Origin of the sequence: Aminobacterium sp. (assembly GCF_034926885.1) — a bacterium.
GTDB lineage: Bacteria > Synergistota > Synergistia > Synergistales > Aminobacteriaceae > Aminobacterium.
This window is the reverse complement of the sequence record NZ_JAYFQR010000018.1, coordinates 59,338-80,291: the sequence shown is the minus strand read 5'-3', so window position 1 is coordinate 80,291 and position 20,954 is coordinate 59,338. Positions and strand designations below refer to the sequence as shown.

The window sequence follows — 20,954 nt, the reverse complement described above, 5'->3', positions numbered from 1 at the left end:
TGAAATGCTTTTTAATTCTTATAGCTTTATATTTTTATTTATCCCCATCGTATGGCTAGGCTTCAGATTTTTTTCATATAGGGGACTTTTAAGGGGTGCTTTGATATGGCTAACGGTATCCTCTTTTTGCTTTTATGCTTATTGGAACCCGCCATTTATTTTCTTGTTATTGTTTTCTATAGGGTTTAATTTTTACATTGCGAAATTGCTTAATAAAGGGAATCTACATAGAAAATGGTTCTTGCTTTTGGGAGTTATTGTTAATTTAGCTTTTATTGCTTATTTCAAATATGGCAATTTTATTATGAGTAATATTTATGCCTTATCGTATTCACATTGGGTTAGCAAAGATGTTTTCCTTCCATTAGGAATTTCTTTTTTCACATTTCAACAAATTGCTTTCTTAGTTGAGGTTTATCAAGGGGAGATAGTGGCTTCTTCATTGTTGGATTATTCCTTGTTTGTTTCTTTTTTCCCTCAGTTGATTGCGGGACCAATTGTTCGTTACCCGGAAATTGTACCCTTTTTCTCTAAGAAAAAATTTTTCACAATGAATTATAAAAATGTAGCTTTGGGATTATTCCTTTTTTCTGTGGGACTAGCGAAAAAGGTGATTATCGCTGATTCTTTGTCTCCTTGGGTATCTCCTATCTTTGATAGGGCAGAACCGTTACAATTTTGGAGTGCTTGGAGCGGTGCCCTTGCTTACACTTTCCAGATATACTTTGATTTTAGTGGCTATTCCGATATGGCACTAGGTTTGGGAAAACTTTTTAATATCAATTTACCCATTAATTTTAACTCTCCTTATAAGGCCCTTTCTATTACAGATTTTTGGAGACGGTGGCATATTACGCTATCAAGATTTTTAAAAGATTACCTTTACATCCCTTTGGGGGGAAATAGAAAAGGGAAGTTAGCTCAATATAGAAATCTTTTAATAACAATGACATTAGGTGGATTATGGCATGGAGCTTCATGGACTTTTGTTTTCTGGGGGCTATATCATGGCTTATTGCTTTTAGGACATAAGGTGATATCTAATTTGTTCAAAATTAATCGTCATTATAATAAATACACTGTGATCTTAAAATGGGGTGTAACTTTTTTTTGCGTTACAATCGGATGGGTGTTATTTAGGGCACATTCGCTTACTCAAAGCATAGAAATTATAAAAGCGATGTTAGGATTAAAAGGAATTTCTTCTTTCGGGGTATCTTTATTTCGAGAAATGCACTTCCCAGAATTGCTGACTTGTCTTCTCATTTGTTTATTTGTGCCTCAGTCGTGGGAGATTGTTCCCTTTTATAAAAATGTAAACAATGTCAAAGCATATGCTTTTCTCAGAAGCAAAATAGTTATTGCCGCGATTGTTTTTGTTCTGGCTGTTGTTCTTATAAGTACAAAACCAACAGAATTCCTTTATTTTCAATTTTGAGGTTTTATGATGAAAAATAGACAATTAGTTTTGCTTTGGCTTTTTATTGTAGGAGTTGGGATTTCTATCTTTTGGGGAACTCTTATCGTTGTCGATCCTTTAGGTATTTGGCATTTTCCTATAATAAAAGGATTCAATAACTATAAAGTATCACAACCTGCTTATTTAGACTTCTTTAAACCATATGAATATCGTATGGTAAAACCAGATGTGGTTTTTTTGGGGTCTTCTCGGGTTTATGTAGGGTTATGTCCTGATGACTATCCTGATGAGAGTGTAAAAGTCTATAACATGGGTATGAGTTCTTTATCCATACGAGATGCGTACCAATATCTAAAGTTTATGATTAGAGTTCATAAGCCTAAAAAAGTCTATTTAGGATTAGACTTTTTTCAATTTAATAAAGAAAATTTTATTAGGAATAGAAATGGTTTTTCTCAACAACGACTAGATAAAATTTCTGGAAATTGGTTTTCATATATGGCATATAAATTGCAAGAAACAGCGAGACTTAGAGGAATGGTAAAAGATACTTTTCTAAATAGCCAAAAGGAACCAAATCAAGTACTTTTTTATAAAGGTTGGGATATTAGAAGGGGGAAATTTTTACAAAGTGACCATAAAATTTATGAACGTATTATGAATGACTTCTTGGAAAAATATCAGAGTTTTATTTTACATGAAGAGTCTTTTAGCTGCCTTGAGAAAATAATTGAAACGACAAAGTCTGAAGGAGTAGAGCTTGTTGTGTTTTTTAATCCTATATCTTCAGATCTTTTATCAACAATTTGGATTTCAGCACAATATGACAAATTTGAAGCCGTGAAAATGAGAGTTGCACAGTTTTTAGATTATTGTGATTTTGCTTTTATCAACGATAAAACAACAAACTTAAATTTGTTTTACGATTGTTCGCACTATAGAGCTCAACTGGGTTCATTTATTTTTTATGCTTTAAATTGTCCAGAGCAAAAATCAAAAAATTATACCTTAGAGAAACTACGCTATTATCTTTTATCTAAAAACTATGGGGGCCAAACATTGGATAAAAAAACAAGGGTAAAAGATTTAAAGTTATTTAAGAATAATTTTCGTAGGGATGCTCCATTAAAGACTTTTTAAATTGGATATATAAAATTATTGCTTTATATATTTTGGGAGAATTAAATGGTATTTTTTAAAAAAATAAAAATTAAATTTTTAAAGGAGTCTTTTATAAAAAAAATTACGATTGTTGCTGGCGGAACGGCTTTAGGTCATGTAATTGGAGTTTTAGTTTCTCCTATTCTGACTCGTTTGTTTTCGCCAGAAGAATTCGGAATTTTTTCGGTTTTTACTTCTTTCGGAGGAATGTTGGTTTCTTTTGCATGTTTAGCTTATGAAAGGGCCATACCCATTCCTGAGGAAGAAGAGGATTCATTGGCGTTAGGTTTTGTAAGTATTTTCCTGTCTCTGCTAATAGGGGGGCTTTTGCTTATCGTTCTTATTGTATTGAAGTCAATAAAATTAGATATTAAAGTGATTAATCAGCTTGGATTTTATGCCTATTTATTGCCTTTTTTTGTTATATCGTTAGGAATATATCAAGTCTTTACCTGTTTAGCAATTCGATTTGACCGTTTTAAAGATTTGGCAAGAACTCGTGTGTGGCAGAAAACGCTAGGAGCTACTACACAAATAGTTGGCGGGATTGCAGGTATGGGAACCTTTGCGCTTATTTTAGGTGGGATGATTGGTCAAGGAGGAGGTTCTTGGTATTTAAAGAAAAAGATTATAGGGAAGGGATTTTATCGAGTTAAAGAAATTTCACATAAAAAAATGCTTTTTGTTTTAAAACGTTATAAAAATTTTCCTCTTTTATCTGCTCCAGCCGCTTTAATGAACGTTGCAGCTAACAATTTAGTTCCTATTTTCCTTTTGGCTTTTTATGGTGGCGAAGTTGCAGGCTTTTTTGCATTAGGACAGAGAGTAATTCAGACCCCTCTTTCTTTTATAAGTCAAGCAGTGAGCCAAGTATATGTAAGGGAAGTAACAAAACTTAAATATACTAATCCTCAGGCACTTTTACCACTTTTATATGTTACAACTAAGCGATTAGCGATGGTTGGCTTTTTCCCTTGTGCGATATTAGTCTTTGGGGGAGTGAAACTTTTTACTTTAATTTTTGGGTCTCAATGGTACGAAGCAGGGGTTTACGTTCAAATTTTAGCAATTCTAGAGTATGTAAGATTTATTGTCTCGCCATTGAGTCAGTTGAATGCGTTGGAGAAGCAGATGACAGTGTTTGTATGGAATTTACTAAGGATAATAGGCGTCCTTTTATCTTTCAGTGCTTCTTCTTTTTTTGATGTTACTCCGATAAGAAGTCTTAGCTTTTATGTTACCGTTATGGTTTTCCTGTTTATTTTGAACTATTTACTATTTCGTAAAGCAATAATAAATTTAATTAATGATTCTGATTTTTGATTATTTTTTATTTCCCCTTGTTGGGAACGTGTAGAGACGAAAAAATAAAAAGGAGTAGGTATGATTCATAAGGGAGGCTTTTTCCATGGATGAGGTGAAAAAAGAACGGATTATTGAAGATTTACGATCCTTGGGGTTATCACGAGGAGATTTAATTAATGTAAAAATGTCTTTAAAATCAATAGGGTACGTTCCTGGTGGTGCGAAAACCGTGCTTGAAGCTATATTAGACGTAATAGGGCCGGAAGGAACAATTGTTACGGATTCTTTTGTCCGCGTATATCGATTGCCTATTATTACGAGGAAAAAAAGGAAGATAACAGGTGAAAAAACTCCCTCTTATGCTGGCGCATTGGCTAATGCAATACTAGAACATCCGAATGTGATTAGAAGTACACATCCTATACAAAAATTTGCTGCAATAGGTAAATTGGCGAAAGAGCTTATGTTAAGTCATACTCCCGAGTCATATGCCTACGATGTATTGCGTAAAATGGCTAATATGGGAGGGAAAAATCTTAAAATAGGAACCGATGAACAAGTTGTAGGTGTAGGAACTACTCATGTTGCAATAGGGAGTTTAGGTTATAGACAAAAACGCCCTTCTCTTGGAGTTTTTTATAAAAATAAATTTGGTGAGCATGAGTTATTTAAACTAAATTGGTCGGGTATATGTGTTAAAGGTTTAATTAAGTTTATACCCCATTATCGTGAGGCAGGAGCCATATTATCAGAGGGGTATGTAGGGGAAGCAGAAGCGAAAATAACAGATATGAAGAAAACGCTAGAAGTAGAATTGGATCTCCTTAAAAAAAATCCGTCGTTCTTTTTTTGTAATGACCCTTGTTGCGATGGGTGTCGACTTTCGTGGACTTTTTCTGAAAAAAAATATCTAAAATTTTTGTTGGATTGTTTGCACGCAAAAAAGTATAAAAAAATAATCAGGGTTTTTTTGTTAGAACCGATTTTTGCAATAATAAATAAGATATAGTTTTAATGATTATTGTTTATTAATGCTGATTGGAGGGAATGTCGTGGAAGCAAGTAATTTAGGGAATTTTTATGAAGACTTTTTAGAAGGAGATGTCATATACCATGCCCTTTCTAAGACAATATTTGAAAGCGATAATAACTTATTTTGTTTGCTCACGATGAACCATCATCCTGTTCATTTAAATATGCATTATGCTTGTGATCAGCAACATGGCCGTATCTTAGTAGTGGGCACATTAGTCTTTTCACTGGTTGTGGGAATGACGGTTCCTGATATTAGTGGAAAAGCTATTGCTAACTTGGGTTATGAAAAAATTGAGCATCTTGCTCCGGTTTTTATTGGCGATACCATTTATGCCAAAACGCGAGTGTTATTAAAGAGGTTATCTAAATCGAAGTTAGATCGTGGAATAGTAGATGTAGAAACTATTGGCTATAATCAAAAAAATATCGATGTTTTAAGATTTAGAAGAAAAGTTTTAGTGAAGAGAAAGAGCGGTGAAATATCATGAAGGGGCTAGAGAAGCAAAAATACATACTTCGAAGCTTAATGTTTGTTCCTGCTCATAATGAAAAGTTCTTAAATAGCGCTATGAAGGCTGATGCTGATGTATTGTTGCTTGATGTTGAAGATTCCGTTCTTCCATATGAAAATAAGCAAATAGCACGAGATAATATCGTCCGTTATGTAAGTCAAAAAAAATTTAAGCAAGTTATTTTCCCTAGGATTAATGACAGAGAAAGCGGACAATTACTTAAAGATCTTATGCAGTTAACGATTCCAGGGATAAGTGGCTTTATGTACCCTAAATCGTATACAGGCCAAGATATTTACTTTATTGATAAGCTTTTAGAAACTCTAGAATATGAAAAAAGACTTCCGTTGGGAACTTTTAAACTTATTCCTCTTATTGAAACTTCAGCTGCGGTCTTGAATGCGCAAGATATTTGTAAGGCCTCAAAAAGAGTTATTGCTATTGCTTTTGGTTGTGAAGATTTTGTAACAGACTTAAAAGGGATACATGATAAAGGTGGACAGAGTCTTTCTGTTCCGAGAGCGTTGATATCATTAGCTGCTCGAGCTAATAATGTAGCACCTATAGATACTGTCCATATTAAGGTGCATGATCTTCAAGACCTAGAGAGGAATTTAGTTATAGCTAAAAATTTGGGGTTTGAAGGGATGTTAGTGTTGCATCCTAAAGAATTACCGTTAGTGAATAAGTATTTTTCCCCTTCAGAGGAGGACGTTTCAGATGCAGAAGAAATGCTGCAATTGGCAAAGGAGGCAGAGAGAGAAGGGAAAGGGGTTGCCGTGAAAAATAATAAATTTATAGGGCCACCTATGGTGGCACAAGCGCAAAACATAGTTGAAAAAAATGAGCTTATAATGGGAAAATTAAGATAGATATTTAATGAATTGAATATGAAATATAAAAAGAGGGACGTTTTTTTGCTTAAAATTATTGTGCCAACTGGTTTTAAAGAAGAAACAAAGTACATTCTTAAAGTTATTTTTGAAGATTTTTTAGGTGTTCCATATTGCCTTTTTTTTTCAGATAAAAGTTATTTTGTTATATCTATGAATAATAGTCAATGTAAGATAAGTGTTGAGGGAATGTTCCAAGCGGTGAATCCATGGAGTAATGAAGAAAAAATTAAGCCAGTGCCACTTTACATGGCAAAAACTCCTATTTTGAGTGGTAGAGATGATTTGAGTTCTATAGAAATACCTTTATGCGGCATAGATACAGGAAAACCCTTTTTAGAGATTAACAAAGAACAAATTTGTTTAAATTTTGATCTTTTTGGGAGTGCGTTCTATTTCCTTTCTCGCATGGAAGAGTACGTAAGCGCAGAGCGAGATTGTCACGGGCGGTTTCCTGCTACAGCATCACATGGGTATAAAAATAATTATTTGCATAGGCCAGTTGTAAATGAATATATTGAAATTCTATGGTGGTGTATGAAAAAACTCTGGCCTAGATTAGAGCGCAAACAGAGGTCATTTGCTATGAAGTTGACCCATGATGTTGATTCCCCCTTTGAGAACTTATTTAAGCCTTTATGGGCATGTATAAGGTCTTTTGGCGCTGATATTATAAAGAGACATGATTTGACACGTGCTATTGATAGGACATTACGTTGGATTGACGTTAAAAGAGGACACTTAGAACGTGATCCTTTTTATACTTTCAAGTTGATTATGGATATAGGGGAATCTGTTGGGAGTAAAGATGCTTTTTACTTTATTCCTCTTAATAGGGTTCACTTTGATGGGGATTATTACATTGAGCGCCCAGAGATAAAAAACATTATGACACTTATTCACAACAGAGGGCATGAAATAGGCTTCCATGGTAGTTATGAGACATATCGCGATTCAGTGTTGACACTGAAAGAATATTCTGCTTTGCAAGAAGCATGTGTGTCTCTTGGTATAGAACAGCCGATATGGGGTGGACGTCAGCATTACCTGCGATGGGAGGCTCCTAAGACATGGCGTAATTACGCAGAGGCTGGGCTACGTTATGATACGACGCTTTCTTACGCAGATTATGCAGGTTTTAGATGTGGTACTTGTTATCCCTTTCAAGTATATGATTTAGAGAAAAGAAAGCCACTAAATTTATGGGAACATCCATTGACGATAATGGAATGTTCTTTGTTTGATAAACGATATATGAACTTGCCTTATCATGATGCCTTTGATTATGCGAAGAAACTGAAAGATGCTTGTAAAAAGTATAGGGGGGAGTTTGTTGTACTTTGGCATAATAATCACTTTGTGCTCCCTGAAGAAATTGAATTTTATAAGAATCTCATCATTGGGTAACTTTGTGTTTCTTTTCCATTGGGAATTAAAATTTTGCTAACCATTCCTAAGAGTAGTCGTATATAGGAGAATCTGTCGCTACAGTTTGCACTGATTCCTATAAAGCAGAACCTACCTTCCACTTAGACAGAAAAAATATGCTGATATAGGGACTTCTTTTCGCTTTATGGTGTTGGGATGAATACTTTCTGATAACATGCAATAATTTTTAAGATAAAAAGACGCGACAGTTTCCTGGAAGCTGAAGGCAACGCGGGTCGTCGATATAAACCATTTTTTGAGCGAATGGAAAACAGGACAGGAAATCTTCATAAGAAAGTGAGTTAAGTTATCCTCAAAATATCGAAGCAAAGATATCTGTCCTTCGAAACATTTATAAAATTAATCAAGCCAAGAGAAGAAAAGCTTCCTTTTCCCGTCTGGAGGAACGTGGATTAAAGGATGTTGGTCTTTTCGTCTCCAATAGCTAACTGGGACTTGTTGAACGACGAGTAGCTTCGACAAAAATGGAGTACTCGAAAGTACATGGACACAGCGTGACTTTATGTTTATACGACAAGATCATGAAAAGAAAAATCCTTTCTTCTGATAAGTTGTAAAAGCTTTCTTCTAGAAAACAAATGCTCGGGAAATATTGACGCTACCTAGCCTAATCTATGCTTATATATTAAGTTTAGCCGTTTAATATTCTTTGAAATAAGTTTATTTCTTTTAACATAGTGTTCTCGCTAAAATATTTTAAATTTTTCCCTTTCATTTGCCATTTTTTTATATCAGAATATATTGAATCTAAATTTATATTTTTAATTTCATTATCTATAAAAAACACATTTTTGAATCCACAGAAAATTTCTTCGCAAACATCAATATTTGATGTAATTAATGGCATCCCGAACGTTGCTATTTCACAAGCCATGACACCTTGAGAATCAGTCCTTGTTGGCATTAATGCACATCGTGATATGTTGAGGTATCTTATAACTTCGGAATGATCTAAATTTTTATTTATCCAAAGAAGATTTTCAGGTTTTTTATTGTATTTATAAAAATTTCCTTTTCCAATTACGCAAAACGTATATTTAGGATTACATAAGGCAATATTTGTGACAAGATCTATACAATATTTAGCTCCATCTAGATTGTTTCTAATAGTGATAAAATCATATTTTTTATCTGCATTAATATCATAAATGCTTGATTCAAAATTTTTCCCAATGGCGTTAGGAATAATTTGTGTTCTAGGTTCAATTATGAGGGCGTCTAGTTTTATGTATTTCAAAAACATATGGAACATCCAATTACTTACAAAAACAAAATAAGATTTACTTATCGTTTTTGTAAAATATTTTTTCCATACTTTAAATTTTATTTCGTCATATAAGTTTCTAATCATTTGGGAAATTATCGGAGATGATTTTATATAATCATATGGTTTAGGGTATACTTCCGATATCTGTAAGACTTCATGACCATGAAAAAAAAAGACAGTAGCAGGAAAGTTTTTCCCATATTTATTTAAGAAGAAAAAATGATTTCGCAAGTTAGGTGCATGAGAAACAAGGATATCAAAAAGTTTAGGATTTTTCTTATATTCTTGTAAGCTAATGACATTAATATTGTCTATTTTGTAACTTCTATGAGTTTTAAAATTTAATACAGTAACCTTAATATTATTTTTTGCATAATATTGATTTCTAGTATGAATGTACATTAAAGAGGGATCTTCATTATTTTTAGGATAATCTGTTGCCAAAACTAACAATTCCATAATTGCACCTCTACTTTTTATTAAATCATACTATCCATTTTGCTAAAGAATAAAAACATAGACTCGTAATACTGTTTCTTTATTCTAAATTTTTATCGAGTGAGAATTATTGAGGGTTGCTATGGCTAAGCTAAGCATAATCCACATAGGAAGAACATAAATAACGGAACTCGTGCTTACAGAAGCAAAAGCAAATCCTATCATACTGGTGCATAGGGAGCCACTAAAATACATAATAGTACTATTCAGTATAGAGGGAATCTTTTTGCTTTTGTGATACAGGTGATAGAGTTTTATTGCTATCCAAATGTACCATAAAATAAAACCGCCGCCGGCAAGAACGCCTCCTTCTACAAGTAATTCTACCCAGAAATTGTGCATACTAGCAGCCGAATGTTTCTCTTTTTCAAAAATTGCTTTAGAAGCCCCTCCTCCAACTCCTAATCCTTTGGTAAGCTTCAGTTGATATATTCCCCTTTTTATAAAATATTGGCGTTTTGAAATTGAATTCCCATTGTAATTAGCAATGTCTTTTGTAAGGTAGGTTTTTAGTGCTGAAAAGGATGAAAGCACATCCGATATTTTCGAGACTGCTTTATCTGAGGTATATTAAGAATACAAGAGAGTAGAAATAATGATATAGGCAGATAGAAAAAAAGCATTTTTATTGCTCTTTTAGGAGAAAATGTAAGCCCCCATACAAATAACGTTAATAAATAAGCTAAAAAACATCCTCTTGATCCAGCTGCTATTATTAAAAGGAGAATAGTAAGAGCCCCTAAAAACTTAATTCTTTTCTTAGATGAGAAAAGAAAAAAAGGAAGGACCATGATCATTACAGCAGAAAGATTATTAGGATTCCAATGAAATCCTGTAGGCGTAGATTTTACATATAACATTGTGTTTTCAGATATAAAGTTTGCTGAAGATCTTCCAAAAAAGGACAACCACTTGGAAAAAGGTGAAATAGGAAGTCTAAATTGTGTAAAGACTTCTAGTAGTGAGAATAAAATGTCAGCGCTTACGACGTAAATAAGAGACTTAAAAATACGCAGTTGCATATTTAGACTATTCATCCAATACATTGTTGAGCAAAGGATAATTCCTCCGCAAAAAAGATAAAATAAGTATATGAGAGAGTAGCTTTTGTTGAGACTCCATAAGATTGATAAAAAAGACCAGCCGCAAAAAAAATAAAAGAAAGTATATCCTTTTTGTTTAGTAACAATACGAGGCGAAAAGAAAACATAATAAAGAAGAAGGAACATTGTGGGAAATGCTACAAAATGGAAGAAATAAAATTTCCCATAACTGATTCCGACCCCTATAAAAGCTGCAACATAAAGCCAAGATAATAATCTTGCAATGCTAATCATTTTTTGACCGTAAATTTATTTTAAGCAAGAGAGAATTTCCTTTCCTACTTTGTTTAAATTTTCTTCTCTTGAATATATTTTATTTTTGATCGTACTTTTAGAATCCGTCAAATATCCTTGAAAAAATTTTGTGAAATTATTTTCTTCATCAAAATAGTTTAATATAGGCTTTTCACATAAAATATAATCAAAAATTTTTGTGCCGTAATCATATCTAGGATCCCTAATTATTGTTATGCAAATATCACTATCAATAATTTCTGAAAATAATTTTTCTCTTGATATTCGGGGTAAAATCTTTAGAGATAAATTATCTATTTTCTCCTCCTCAATATAAGAATATATCCAATTGTTAGCAGCGGCATCAGCTCCAAATATCTGTATTAAACAATTATTGCAAGGGTAAGATTCTTTTAGCTTTTTTATTATGGATACAATTTTTCCTTTCCCATATTCAGAGAATTTCCCAGCACATACAAATTTAATTAAGGCATTTTTGCTGCGTTTTTTGTCTTTTTTACGTTTAAGTTCGGTAACTTTTTCGATATCTTTTTCATTAACACCATTCATTGCTAGAAGGATGTTTCTTTGGGTAAGCTGTTGCAAATAATTTTGCAACCCGTGTGTGCAAGTTATTGTTCGTTTTGCCTTTCTTATCCCCATAAATTCTACAAATTTTGCTATTCGGGCTTTAATGGGTTGGGGGGCTACTGTCTCACCATATCCTATTGCTATAGCTAAAGACCATCCGTCCCTTATATCTATTATTACGTTAATACATGGCAGAAAACAAAGCAACCAATTTATAGAAAAGGGAGGCATGGTGACAAAAACATTTCTAAAGTGACATTTGTAGATATAAAAATAAAGAGAGATTAGTTCTTTAATATTTCGAGGAGAATTATATGTTTGAACACTAATGTCATTTTTTAAAAAAAAGTTTAAATAAGCATTACACCTTTCACTAACAGGCGTTCCTTTAGAACTGATCGGTCTTATCAATAATAATTTTTTCATGTTTAATCTCCATTAATATTTATATAAAAAATATATTTACATTGTTTTCTTATACGCTGCTTCAATTATCTCCACAGTTTTTCGTGCCTCTCGCCCTGTAACTATAGGATACGCTTTGCCATCTAGAACATCCATAACGTGACCATAGTAATCAAAGTGTCCAGAACCATAGACACTCTTTGGATTAGTGTTAACTTCATTGATAGCTTCGTCCATGGGATCGTTATCAGCAAACTGCCACGTTTCAATTTTATTCATGGCGACACCACCAATTCGTACCGTTCCATTTTCTCCGAGAATAGTGATGCTGCCCTCAAGGTTTTTGGGGTAGGTAAGGGTAGTGACATTTATAGAGCCAAGAGCACCACTTCTGAATTTGATATTCACAACTATAGTGTCTTCTGCTTCAATTCGTCGTGCGAGAGTAGAACTGAAGGCGCTCACCTTTTCTACAGAGCCGCCCATCCACTGAACCATATCCACATAATGAGCGGCCTGATTTGAAAGGCATCCGCCGTCAAAATCCCAAGTTCCTCTCCATTTGGCTTGGTTATAGTAGTCTTGTGGGCGGGTCCAGAATACATTAGATGTAATCATATAAATCTGACCAAAGCGATTGGCTTCAAGAGCTTTACGCAAAAGTTGAATGGTTTTGTTAAAACGGTTTTGTTTCACTACAAGATAATAGACGTGTGCTTTATCACATGCTTCTATAGCTGCATCTACTGATTTTAAAGATGTGCCTGCCGGTTTTTCGCTAAGAACATGTTTCCCCGCATGTGCAGCCATTGTAACATGGTTTGGATGAAGGCCAGAAGGAGTGCAAATAGAAACAACATCAAACTTTCCGTCGTTAAGCATTGATGCATAATCGTAATATGGAACGCACCCTGTTTGAGAAGCCACAGTATTGGCTTTTTCTCGAACAAGATCGCAACAGGCAACAAGTTCTGCTTTGCCTTCCTCTTTTAATTTTGCTAAAGCTTCTATATGATTTTTGCTGATTCGGCCGCAGCCAAGCAGTGCAAATTTATACATAATGGATAACTCCTTTATTTATTCATATATTCTTCAATTGCGAGGCAAACATAATTTATATCGTCATATGACATCTCTGGATAAAGTGGTAAAGACAGTATTTGATCTGATATTTCTTTCGTTTGTTTTAATCTTTCCTTTGTTAGTTCAGAGGTTTGTTCCTCGTATGCCGGTTGAAGGTGAAGAGGCAAAGGATAATGAACGCCAGTCTCAATTCCTTTATCCTTTAAAAATGCCCTTAATTCATCTCTGGATTTATTAAGCAATCGTATTACATAAAGATGATAAACATGAGATACTCCTTCCTCTATATGAGGCGTTTTGATCCCTTGTATCGTTGCTAATTTTTTTGTATACGTAGCAGCAAGCATTTGTCTTTTCTCTGTCCAACTATTGAGATATTTGAGCTTGACATTGAGTATGGCAGCTTGAATTGAATCCAAACGGCTATTTATCCCTTCTTGATCATGGATATATTTTTCTTTTCGTCCGTGATTTGCTATAGATCGAACCTTTTCAGCTAACATTTTATTGTTCGTAACAATAGCACCACCGTCTCCGTAGGCTCCTAAATTTTTCCCAGGGTAAAAACTATATGATGCTATGTCGCTAAGACTAGGTATACTCATGTTGTTTATTTTAGCTCCGTGAGCTTGTGCAGTGTCGCTTAAGATAAACAAAGAGTGTTTCTTTGCTATTTTTTGTAAAGCAAATAAATTAACAGGGTTACCATAAAGGTGAACTGGAATAATGCACTTAGTTCTAGATGTAATATAACTTTCAAGATTATCGAGACGCATTAAATAAGTGTCTGGGTCGATATCGCACCAAACTATTTTACCTCCAGCGAGGGATATACTTTCGCTTGTTGCAATAAAAGTGTTAGGAACGGTAATAACTTCGTCACCTTTGTTAATTCCTATTGCTTTTAAACTAAGATATATGGCATCTGTTCCATTTCCTAAAGAAACGCAATATTTAGAGTCGAGGTAAGAAGCGAAGTTTTCTTCAAACTCTTTAACCCACTTTCCATTAATAAAATGGGCACTATTTAAAACTTCAGAAATAGCACCGTCAATTTCTTGCTTTATTGAAGTGTATTGAGCTTCTAAATCTACGAGCGGCAAATGCATTTTTATTTTACCTCCGGGCAATAAGGGTTAGAAATTAAGTTGTATCGGCATTTTATATCTTTTAACTCCATGATTTTTTTACATGGAGTTCCTGCATAAACTCCCGATTCTTCTATTGATTTTGTAACAAGCGATCCTGCTGCAATTAAACAATTAGATACTATAAAAATATCAGGAAGTGTTGTTACGTTTGCACCAATAATTGTATTTTCTCCTACAGTGATTCCTTTGATGCAGTCTTTTACTTTGGGGCACTTAGGATGTAAAGCATTTGTAACAACTACACATGGACCAATCCAGCAATTTTTCTTTAAAACTGAATATTCAGGAATGAATACGTCAGAGTGAATCCTTACTCCATCTTCGATGACAACATGATGTTCTATTACTGAATGAGTTCCTATACTTACATTATTTCCTATAATATTTGCTTCTCTGATGCTTACGCCAGCTCCAGTTTGGAAATTATTCCCGATAGTATTTCCTTCATAAATAATTGAGTAAGGTCGGATAACTGCATTTTCCCCGATAACAGTTATATTGTGGGAAAATTCACCGTTGCAAGGATATCCAACCAAACTGAATAATCCAATTTTCGCATTTTCTCCTATTTTTGTTTCTGGATATATGACATATGATTTTTCCATATTAATAAATATCCTTTCATTTTATTGCTTCTCTTCCAATACTATAATAAATAAAGCCCAAATCTTTCATTTTAGAAGGAGAATAGATATTCCGCCCGTCAAAAACCAAAGGTGATTTTAAACGTTTCCTAACCTCCTCAAAATCTGGTTTTCTGAATAAAGGCCATTCTGTTGCAATTATAAGAGCTTCGCTGTTTTCTAATGCGTCATAATTATTGCTAAAATATGTTACGGAGTCTTGTATTTGAGTATTTTTAAAGTAATTTTGGGTGTTTTTAATAGCAATGGGATCATAGGCATTAACTTTTGCTCCCTTTTTGACAAGTTCCTGAATTATTGCAAGAGAGGGTGCTTCTCGAATGTCATCTGTATGTGGTTTAAAACTTAATCCCCATAAAGTAAAAGTTTTATTTGTTAAATTGTTTCTAAAGTGAGAAGTTAAAAAATCAACGATTCGGATTTTTTGTCTATTGTTTACTTTTTCGACTGATCCTAATATTTTTAGATCAATATTATGCTGAGATGCGGTGTGTATTAATGCCTTTACATCTTTGGGAAAACATGAACCACCGTATCCTATCCCTGCGTAAAGGAATGCACTTCCTATTCGACTATCTGCTCCCATACCTTTCCTCACATCGTTTATATCAGCACCTATTTGTTCACAAAAAGTTGCAATTTCATTCATAAAACTAATTCTTGTAGCAAGCATAGCATTAGATGCGTACTTGGTAAGTTCTGCGGAACTTACATTCATGATGAGGAAACGGTCTTCTCTTTGTACAAATGGCGCAAAGAGCTCTTTTATTCGTTCATATTTTATTAAATGACCATTTTGTTCGAGACCAACTATTACTCTATCCGGTTTCATAAAATCATTAACAGCAGATCCCTCTTTTAAAAATTCGGGGCAAAAGGCGATGTCAAAAGGGACATTGGCTTGACGTTCAAGTATTTGTTTTTTAATAATATTTTTTATTTTAATAGTAGTGCCGACAGGGACAGTCGATTTAACTATAATTATTTTATATTCATTAATATAAATTCCTATATTATTTGCAACATCATAGATATACTCTAAATATGCAGAGCCATCTCCATTTGAAGGTGTCCCTACAGCAATAAAGATAATTTCTCCCGAATATATTCCTTTTTTTGTGTCAGTTGTAAAAGAAAGTCTTTTTTCGGAAACATTTCGTTCAACTATTTCTTTTAAGCCTGGTTCATATATAGGAATCTCTCCATAATTAAGCATGTTTATTCTTTTTTCATCTATATCTACGCAACAAACGTTGTTTCCTACTTCGGCGAAACATGCTCCCGTTACTAATCCAACATATCCAGTTCCTATAATGGTGATATTCAAAATATATTCTCCTTATCTATTGAGAAGTTTTATAAACAAATTAAGAAGTATATTTAAGCTGAGTATATAATTTTTCTGTTAAAAATTGCCAATTATAGTGTTTTTGGGCGTATTGTTGACCTTTTTCCCCCATTGCTATTTTCTCCTCAACACTTAATTGTTCAAATTTTAATAAGACTTGAGGTAGATCTCGTACTGATGAAGCAATTAAACCAGCCCCAGATTCAATCACAGGGTTTTGAGCACATTCACCAACGGCGATGATTGGTTTACCAGCAGCATGATAATCCGCTAGCTTATTTAAACTAATTCCATATTTATATAAAACAGATGGACGTAGATAAAATAAAAAAGCATCTGCGGATTGGAGTACTAGTGAGACTTTTTCCTTTGATACGGGGGCATGTATGAAACATGCAAGGCCTTTTTCTTTAATATAACGAAGTAGTGATTTTTGGGAAGTTCCTTCTCCCCAAAAGTGGAATTCAAAATTGCGAAGTTCTTTCTTATGTGCAGAGATTACCTGTAGTATGTCAATCAAACCATTAGCTTGTCCCAATGCTCCAGTATATACAACTCGGAAAGGGGTGCCCTTCTTTTTTTTAGCGAGAAGACCTTGATTAGCTTCATCTTCTGTCTCCATAGAGAGATTTGTCCCATTTGTAATCCATAAAAACTTACTTTCAGGAAGATTCCACCGCTCAATATAATATTTTTTCATAAGGGGGGCAGTTGTAATTATTAGATTTGATTTAAACGCAAAAAGTTTATCGAGATAATCAAGATATAAGATAAAAGGGTGATGTCGAGAAACTTTTCCAATTTCAATTATAGATAAAGGCCATAAATCTCTTATTTCATAAAGAAAAGGAACTTGAAATTTTTTGCTAAGTTTATATGCAGCTAACGTTCCAAATGGATGGGCTGTAGATCCCCATATAATATTAGGTTTATCCGTTGATTGAGATAAATATTTAAAGACATCGTGATAAAAAGACACCATACTTAATACACGACCAACGGAAGCATTACCAGCATATTTTCTTACATGAAAAGTTAAAAAGTTAACGCCATTATGATTATAAAAATAGGGCTTTTGACTTTTTTCTATTTTGTTATTTAGCGAGTTTGGAATAACGTTGCCAGTATGATCATGATTGCCGTTAATAATAGTTGTAGATACATTGTATTGATTTAATTTTAAAGCAATATCATAATGTCTCGTTATGCCAGATACAGATGGAGTTCTAGCATATTGGTTAACTATCCAGAGTTTCAATTTACCGTGCTCCTCTCATTCCAAGCATGGTTTCTATCGTGCGAAGCACAATTTGTAAGTCTAGAAGCAAGCTTTGATTTTTTAAATAATAAAGGTCATATTCTAGTTTCTTTTTTGTTTCCTCAATAGATGCTGAGTATGAATAATTAACTTGAGCCCAACCAGTAATGCCAGGGCGTATTCGATGTCTGTAATTATAAAAAGGAATTACTTTAATAAATTCCTTGACGAATTCTGGTTGTTCAGGACGTGGACCAATAAGTGCCATTTTCCCAATTAGCACATCCCATAGTTGAGGTAATTCATCAAGACGAGTTTTGCGCAAAATTTGGCCAAGAGTAGTAATACGTTCTTGGTCTTGATCTGCAAAGGTCGCGCGATTACTTTTTTTAGCAGTCATCGTTCTGAATTTATGAATGGTGAAAGGCTCTCCATAAAGACCGATTCTTTGTTGCGTAAAGATGATGGGGAATCCCATTGTTAGAACAATAAAAATAGCTATTATAACCATTATAGGCAATGCTACCAATAAACCTATTCCTGCTACAAAGAGATCAAGAGCTCTGGAATAAGCCTTGGGGGTTGCTATATTGAAAGAAATTTCATAATATTGACAAAATTTATTAGACATTGTCAAAGGGATACGGCCGAGACAAGATTCAGTTACCGATGGAAGGTAACGCACAAAAATATTATTGCGAGTATCCCGAAGTTGTCTGAATAACTTCATAAGCTCTGGATTATCTACTTTATCACGGTCAGCAACAATAATAGTACTAAGATGAGGAGTTTTTTCTATGAAAGATTGAATTGATGACGGGGTAGGATTTATATAGCCTATGACATGTATTTTATTAGATACAGCTTCTGATATTTCTTTAAATAAATCTGCCCAATGTTCTTCTTTCCCTATAACGAGAGTATGTTCTACAGGTGTGGTATTGCTTACGAACCATTCAATCAGTACGTGGAAAAATGCAATAATAATAAGGGAGGATATTATAACTCCAAGCATAGCAATGCGTGGCAACCGGGTGGGGAAAAATAAAATAAGTGGAATTGAAATTACATAACCTATAATAGCTCCAGCACAGGTAGAGAGTATAATTTTTTCGAGAGAGCGATGCATTCCAAATTCATACGATTTAGAAGCATAAAGCGCAAGTAAAACACAAAGCATAACCCATCCATATTGGAAAAAAAGAATAGCAGTTCCCTTTTTTATCCAAACGAAAACTAAAGATAGACAGCATAAGATGATTGCATCACCTAAAAAAGCTGCGTATCGAATTCTTCGAAGATGTTGCATAAGTGGTGTCACTGGGCCACCTTCTTTTTTTTAGCAAACCACTGTATTGTACGTTCAAGTCCTTCTCGCATGTTTACTATTGGTGAGTAGCCAAGCTCACGTTTAGCGAATGCGAGGGAAGCATAAGAATGACGAATATCACCTGGCCGGGAAGGTAGATAATTTGGTTCTGTTGTTGCGGAAAGACGTACTTTCTCAGAAATTATGTCGCCAATAATGGCAGAAAGCTCATTAAGAGAGAGGTGATACCCTCCTGCGACATTGAAAGATAATCCAAACGCATTCTTGTTTTTTGTTGCGGCAGCGAGTAGGTTAGCTTGAACAACGTTATCAATATAGCAGAAGTCGCGAGTATTTTCTCCATCTCCATATATGAGAGCGGGTTTTTTTGTTAGGTATGCATTTATCCATGCAGGAATTACCGCGGCGTAAGCGCCGTGAGGATCTTGTCTCGGTCCGAAAACATTAAAGTAGCGTAGCCCTATTGTGTGAACGTTATAAAGAGCCGTATAAAGGGCTGCGTATTCTTCGCATTGAAGCTTGGTGAGCCCATATGGGGAAAGTGGTGCAGGGGGCATCGTTTCGATTTTAGGAAGACCTGATGCGTCGCCATATATGGCACTCGACGAAGCATATACTACTCGTGCATTGTTTTTTCGAGCGGCTTCTAATATGTTGAGAAAACCTGTTACATTTACGTCATGAGTCATAAGAGGATTCTCAATAGAGGTCGGTACAGAAGCAAGCGCTGCTTGATGCAATATCACGTCGATACCTTCAGAGAGGCGAAAGCAGAACTCGCGATCTCTAATGTCTCCAGAAAAGAATGTAAAGTTTTCTCTTTGTTGATGAGACAACAAAGATTCTATTTCTTTTATATTTTCTTGTTTCCCCGTGGAGAAATTATCTATGCCTATCACTCGTTGTTGGCATAGAAGTAAGGTTTGTGCTAAATGAGAACCTATAAAACCGCCAACGCCGGTAATAAGCCATGAGCGGCATTCTTTTTTTATCAAGTCAAGGCAATTTTTATACACATTCATAAGAATACTGTCCCCTTTAGTACATAAAATTAGCTTTGTTTCCGTTCAATAGGGTTTATGCTAATGCATGTTCGAAAAAAGTAGAGGATGTTATTTGTACTACATCTATTACTTTTCGACATCATTCATTTCTGATCACTTTGGGTTCGTGTGAAAAAAATGATTTCGTATCTCTGCAAGCTTAAGAGCACGTTCTGGGTCTTTGCTTGCATTACACATAAACTCTCTAATGAACGCTGCAAATATACTCAAGAAAAGTCCCAATATAGTGGCAAGAACTACCATTAACGTTCGCTTAGGTTTTATAAGTGACGATGAGATATTTTTTCCAAGAGCTGATATAGAGATTGGTCGTTTCAGTTCAGAAAGAGCCGCTTTTCGTTGTTGAAGCATTCGATATTGATCTTCAAGAAGTGTTATTTCTCGCAGATGACGTAAATATTCAAGGCCTCCATCTGGCAGTGCATAAAGTGAAGAGGCTTTTTGGGATGCTTCAAATGACGAAGAGGGGTAAAGTAGTTGTGCGTTTTGTTGCGTAGAGGCTACTTGTTTAATATAGCGGGCTAAAGCTTCTTCCTTTTCTGAAAGCTGTTTTTGAACCTCGTTTATCTCGAAAATTAGTGCATTTTCAAGCTGAGCAAACTCACTATTTTTATCTTCGATAAGTGTTTCTAATTCAGATTGGGCTACGTTTATAGCTTCTCGCACAGCCATAGCAGAAAGAGTAGGAGTGCTTGCTGTGGTGCTAAGAGTGATAATTTGGGTTTTGTTATCCACGGTTGCTTGAAGGGTAATTGATGAGATAGCTTCTGATTGTGGCAGGTTGGCTTTTGTCTTACTGACAACGTCGTTTGTTGAAAATAGTTTCGTAATAAGCTCTGGGGTAAACGTTGAGACACTACGCACATAATCAGTGTTCTTGTCTATAAAGACAGATTGATCTGATCTGGATAAAAAAACAGTAGTTGATGATCTATACACGGGAGTCATTACAAAACTTGCAATAAGAGCTCCACAGGCAAAAAGAAAAGTAATGCCTATAATAAGCCATTTATTTTTTACTAGTACAAGCAGAAGATCAAGAATATCAATTTCGTCTTCATCAGCATAAGGCTGAGGGTTCTGAGAATAGTGAAACTGTTCTTCCATAACTAGAGAGGCCCCTTTCTTGTTTATCAATCATCACGGGTATTATACCTATTCTATCAATATATTACATAAAAATTAGGAAGAAGAAAGAGTTCC

The 20,954-nt window shown here is 34.5% G+C and carries 18 protein-coding genes; 7 read left to right on the top strand and 11 right to left on the bottom strand.

From position 1 onward, the window contains the following. Positions 1-4 precede the first annotated feature (4 nt). From VB083_RS08495 to VB083_RS08465, 7 genes are all read left to right on the top strand, one after another. A complete protein-coding gene (locus VB083_RS08495; RefSeq protein ID WP_323401978.1) occupies positions 5-1,438 on the top strand; it encodes an MBOAT family O-acyltransferase in 1,434 nt (477 codons plus the stop codon). Positions 1,439-1,447: 9 nt separating this feature from the next. Next, positions 1,448-2,560: a hypothetical protein gene (locus VB083_RS08490; protein ID WP_323401977.1), complete on the top strand. Its 1,113-nt coding sequence runs from the start codon at positions 1,448-1,450 to the stop codon at positions 2,558-2,560. Positions 2,561-2,605: 45 nt separating this feature from the next. Further along, complete coding sequence (locus VB083_RS08485; protein WP_323401976.1) at positions 2,606-3,904, top strand: lipopolysaccharide biosynthesis protein; 1,299 nt, start codon at positions 2,606-2,608, stop codon at positions 3,902-3,904. A gap of 85 nt (positions 3,905-3,989) precedes the next feature. Next, complete coding sequence (locus VB083_RS08480) at positions 3,990-4,895, top strand: AAC(3) family N-acetyltransferase (protein WP_323401975.1); 906 nt, start codon at positions 3,990-3,992, stop codon at positions 4,893-4,895. 43 nt (positions 4,896-4,938) lie between these two features. Further along, positions 4,939-5,409 carry a MaoC family dehydratase gene (locus VB083_RS08475; protein ID WP_323401974.1) on the top strand — a complete coding sequence of 157 codons (471 nt, stop codon included), beginning with the start codon at positions 4,939-4,941 and terminating at the stop codon, positions 5,407-5,409. Further along, positions 5,406-6,305, top strand: coding sequence for a CoA ester lyase (locus VB083_RS08470; protein ID WP_323401973.1), 900 nt, complete (start codon positions 5,406-5,408; stop codon positions 6,303-6,305). Before VB083_RS08475 ends, VB083_RS08470 begins: the two co-directional genes overlap by 4 nt. A 45-nt stretch (positions 6,306-6,350) precedes the next feature. Further along, on the top strand, positions 6,351-7,733 hold the full coding sequence (locus VB083_RS08465; RefSeq protein WP_323401972.1) for a polysaccharide deacetylase family protein: 1,383 nt from the start codon (positions 6,351-6,353) through the stop codon (positions 7,731-7,733). Between the two features lie 673 nt (positions 7,734-8,406). On the opposite strand, the gene VB083_RS08460 is transcribed toward VB083_RS08465, so the two are convergent. The 11 genes from VB083_RS08460 to VB083_RS08410 form a co-directional block, all read right to left on the bottom strand. Beyond that, a complete protein-coding gene (locus VB083_RS08460) occupies positions 8,407-9,501 on the bottom strand; it encodes a glycosyltransferase (protein WP_323401971.1) in 1,095 nt (364 codons plus the stop codon). Between the two features lie 84 nt (positions 9,502-9,585). Then, positions 9,586-10,074 carry a hypothetical protein gene (locus VB083_RS08455; RefSeq protein ID WP_323401970.1) on the bottom strand — a complete coding sequence of 163 codons (489 nt, stop codon included), beginning with the start codon at positions 10,072-10,074 and terminating at the stop codon, positions 9,586-9,588. An 818-nt stretch (positions 10,075-10,892) separates the two neighbouring features. Then, positions 10,893-11,894, bottom strand: coding sequence for a hypothetical protein (locus tag VB083_RS08450; RefSeq protein ID WP_323401969.1), 1,002 nt, complete (start codon positions 11,892-11,894; stop codon positions 10,893-10,895). A 36-nt stretch (positions 11,895-11,930) separates the two neighbouring features. Continuing rightward, positions 11,931-12,932 carry a Gfo/Idh/MocA family oxidoreductase gene (locus tag VB083_RS08445; RefSeq protein WP_323401968.1) on the bottom strand — a complete coding sequence of 334 codons (1,002 nt, stop codon included), beginning with the start codon at positions 12,930-12,932 and terminating at the stop codon, positions 11,931-11,933. Between the two features lie 14 nt (positions 12,933-12,946). Further along, complete coding sequence (locus tag VB083_RS08440; RefSeq protein WP_323401967.1) at positions 12,947-14,065, bottom strand: DegT/DnrJ/EryC1/StrS family aminotransferase; 1,119 nt, start codon at positions 14,063-14,065, stop codon at positions 12,947-12,949. Positions 14,066-14,067: 2 nt separating this feature from the next. Then, entirely contained in the window at positions 14,068-14,712 is a 645-nt protein-coding gene (locus VB083_RS08435) for a hypothetical protein (RefSeq protein WP_323401966.1), read from the bottom strand. A 16-nt stretch (positions 14,713-14,728) separates the two neighbouring features. Further along, positions 14,729-16,078, bottom strand: a complete 1,350-nt coding sequence (locus VB083_RS08430) for a UDP-glucose/GDP-mannose dehydrogenase family protein (protein ID WP_323401965.1) — start codon at positions 16,076-16,078, stop codon at positions 14,729-14,731. A gap of 40 nt (positions 16,079-16,118) precedes the next feature. Further along, a complete protein-coding gene (locus VB083_RS08425; protein ID WP_323401964.1) occupies positions 16,119-17,357 on the bottom strand; it encodes a glycosyltransferase family 4 protein in 1,239 nt (412 codons plus the stop codon). 1 nt (position 17,358) lies between these two features. Beyond that, entirely contained in the window at positions 17,359-18,678 is a 1,320-nt protein-coding gene (locus tag VB083_RS08420; protein ID WP_323401963.1) for an exopolysaccharide biosynthesis polyprenyl glycosylphosphotransferase, read from the bottom strand. Further along, positions 18,675-19,709, bottom strand: a complete 1,035-nt coding sequence (locus VB083_RS08415) for an SDR family oxidoreductase (RefSeq protein WP_323401962.1) — start codon at positions 19,707-19,709, stop codon at positions 18,675-18,677. Before VB083_RS08415 ends, VB083_RS08420 begins: the two co-directional genes overlap by 4 nt. A gap of 135 nt (positions 19,710-19,844) precedes the next feature. Further along, a complete protein-coding gene (locus VB083_RS08410) occupies positions 19,845-20,858 on the bottom strand; it encodes a Wzz/FepE/Etk N-terminal domain-containing protein (protein WP_323401961.1) in 1,014 nt (337 codons plus the stop codon). Positions 20,859-20,954 lie beyond the last annotated feature (96 nt).

Coding starts and splice junctions, on each gene's coding strand:
- VB083_RS08415 (WP_323401962.1), bottom strand. CDS start 19,709: ATGAATGTGTATAAAAATTGCCTTGACTTGATAAAAAAAGAATGCCGC.
- VB083_RS08485 (WP_323401976.1), top strand. CDS start 2,606: ATGGTATTTTTTAAAAAAATAAAAATTAAATTTTTAAAGGAGTCTTTT.
- VB083_RS08440 (WP_323401967.1), bottom strand. CDS start 14,065: ATGCATTTGCCGCTCGTAGATTTAGAAGCTCAATACACTTCAATAAAG.
- VB083_RS08435 (WP_323401966.1), bottom strand. CDS start 14,712: ATGGAAAAATCATATGTCATATATCCAGAAACAAAAATAGGAGAAAAT.
- VB083_RS08410 (WP_323401961.1), bottom strand. CDS start 20,858: ATGGAAGAACAGTTTCACTATTCTCAGAACCCTCAGCCTTATGCTGAT.
- VB083_RS08470 (WP_323401973.1), top strand. CDS start 5,406: ATGAAGGGGCTAGAGAAGCAAAAATACATACTTCGAAGCTTAATGTTT.
- VB083_RS08445 (WP_323401968.1), bottom strand. CDS start 12,932: ATGTATAAATTTGCACTGCTTGGCTGCGGCCGAATCAGCAAAAATCAT.
- VB083_RS08480 (WP_323401975.1), top strand. CDS start 3,990: ATGGATGAGGTGAAAAAAGAACGGATTATTGAAGATTTACGATCCTTG.
- VB083_RS08460 (WP_323401971.1), bottom strand. CDS start 9,501: ATGGAATTGTTAGTTTTGGCAACAGATTATCCTAAAAATAATGAAGAT.
- VB083_RS08490 (WP_323401977.1), top strand. CDS start 1,448: ATGAAAAATAGACAATTAGTTTTGCTTTGGCTTTTTATTGTAGGAGTT.
- VB083_RS08495 (WP_323401978.1), top strand. CDS start 5: ATGCTTTTTAATTCTTATAGCTTTATATTTTTATTTATCCCCATCGTA.
- VB083_RS08450 (WP_323401969.1), bottom strand. CDS start 11,894: ATGAAAAAATTATTATTGATAAGACCGATCAGTTCTAAAGGAACGCCT.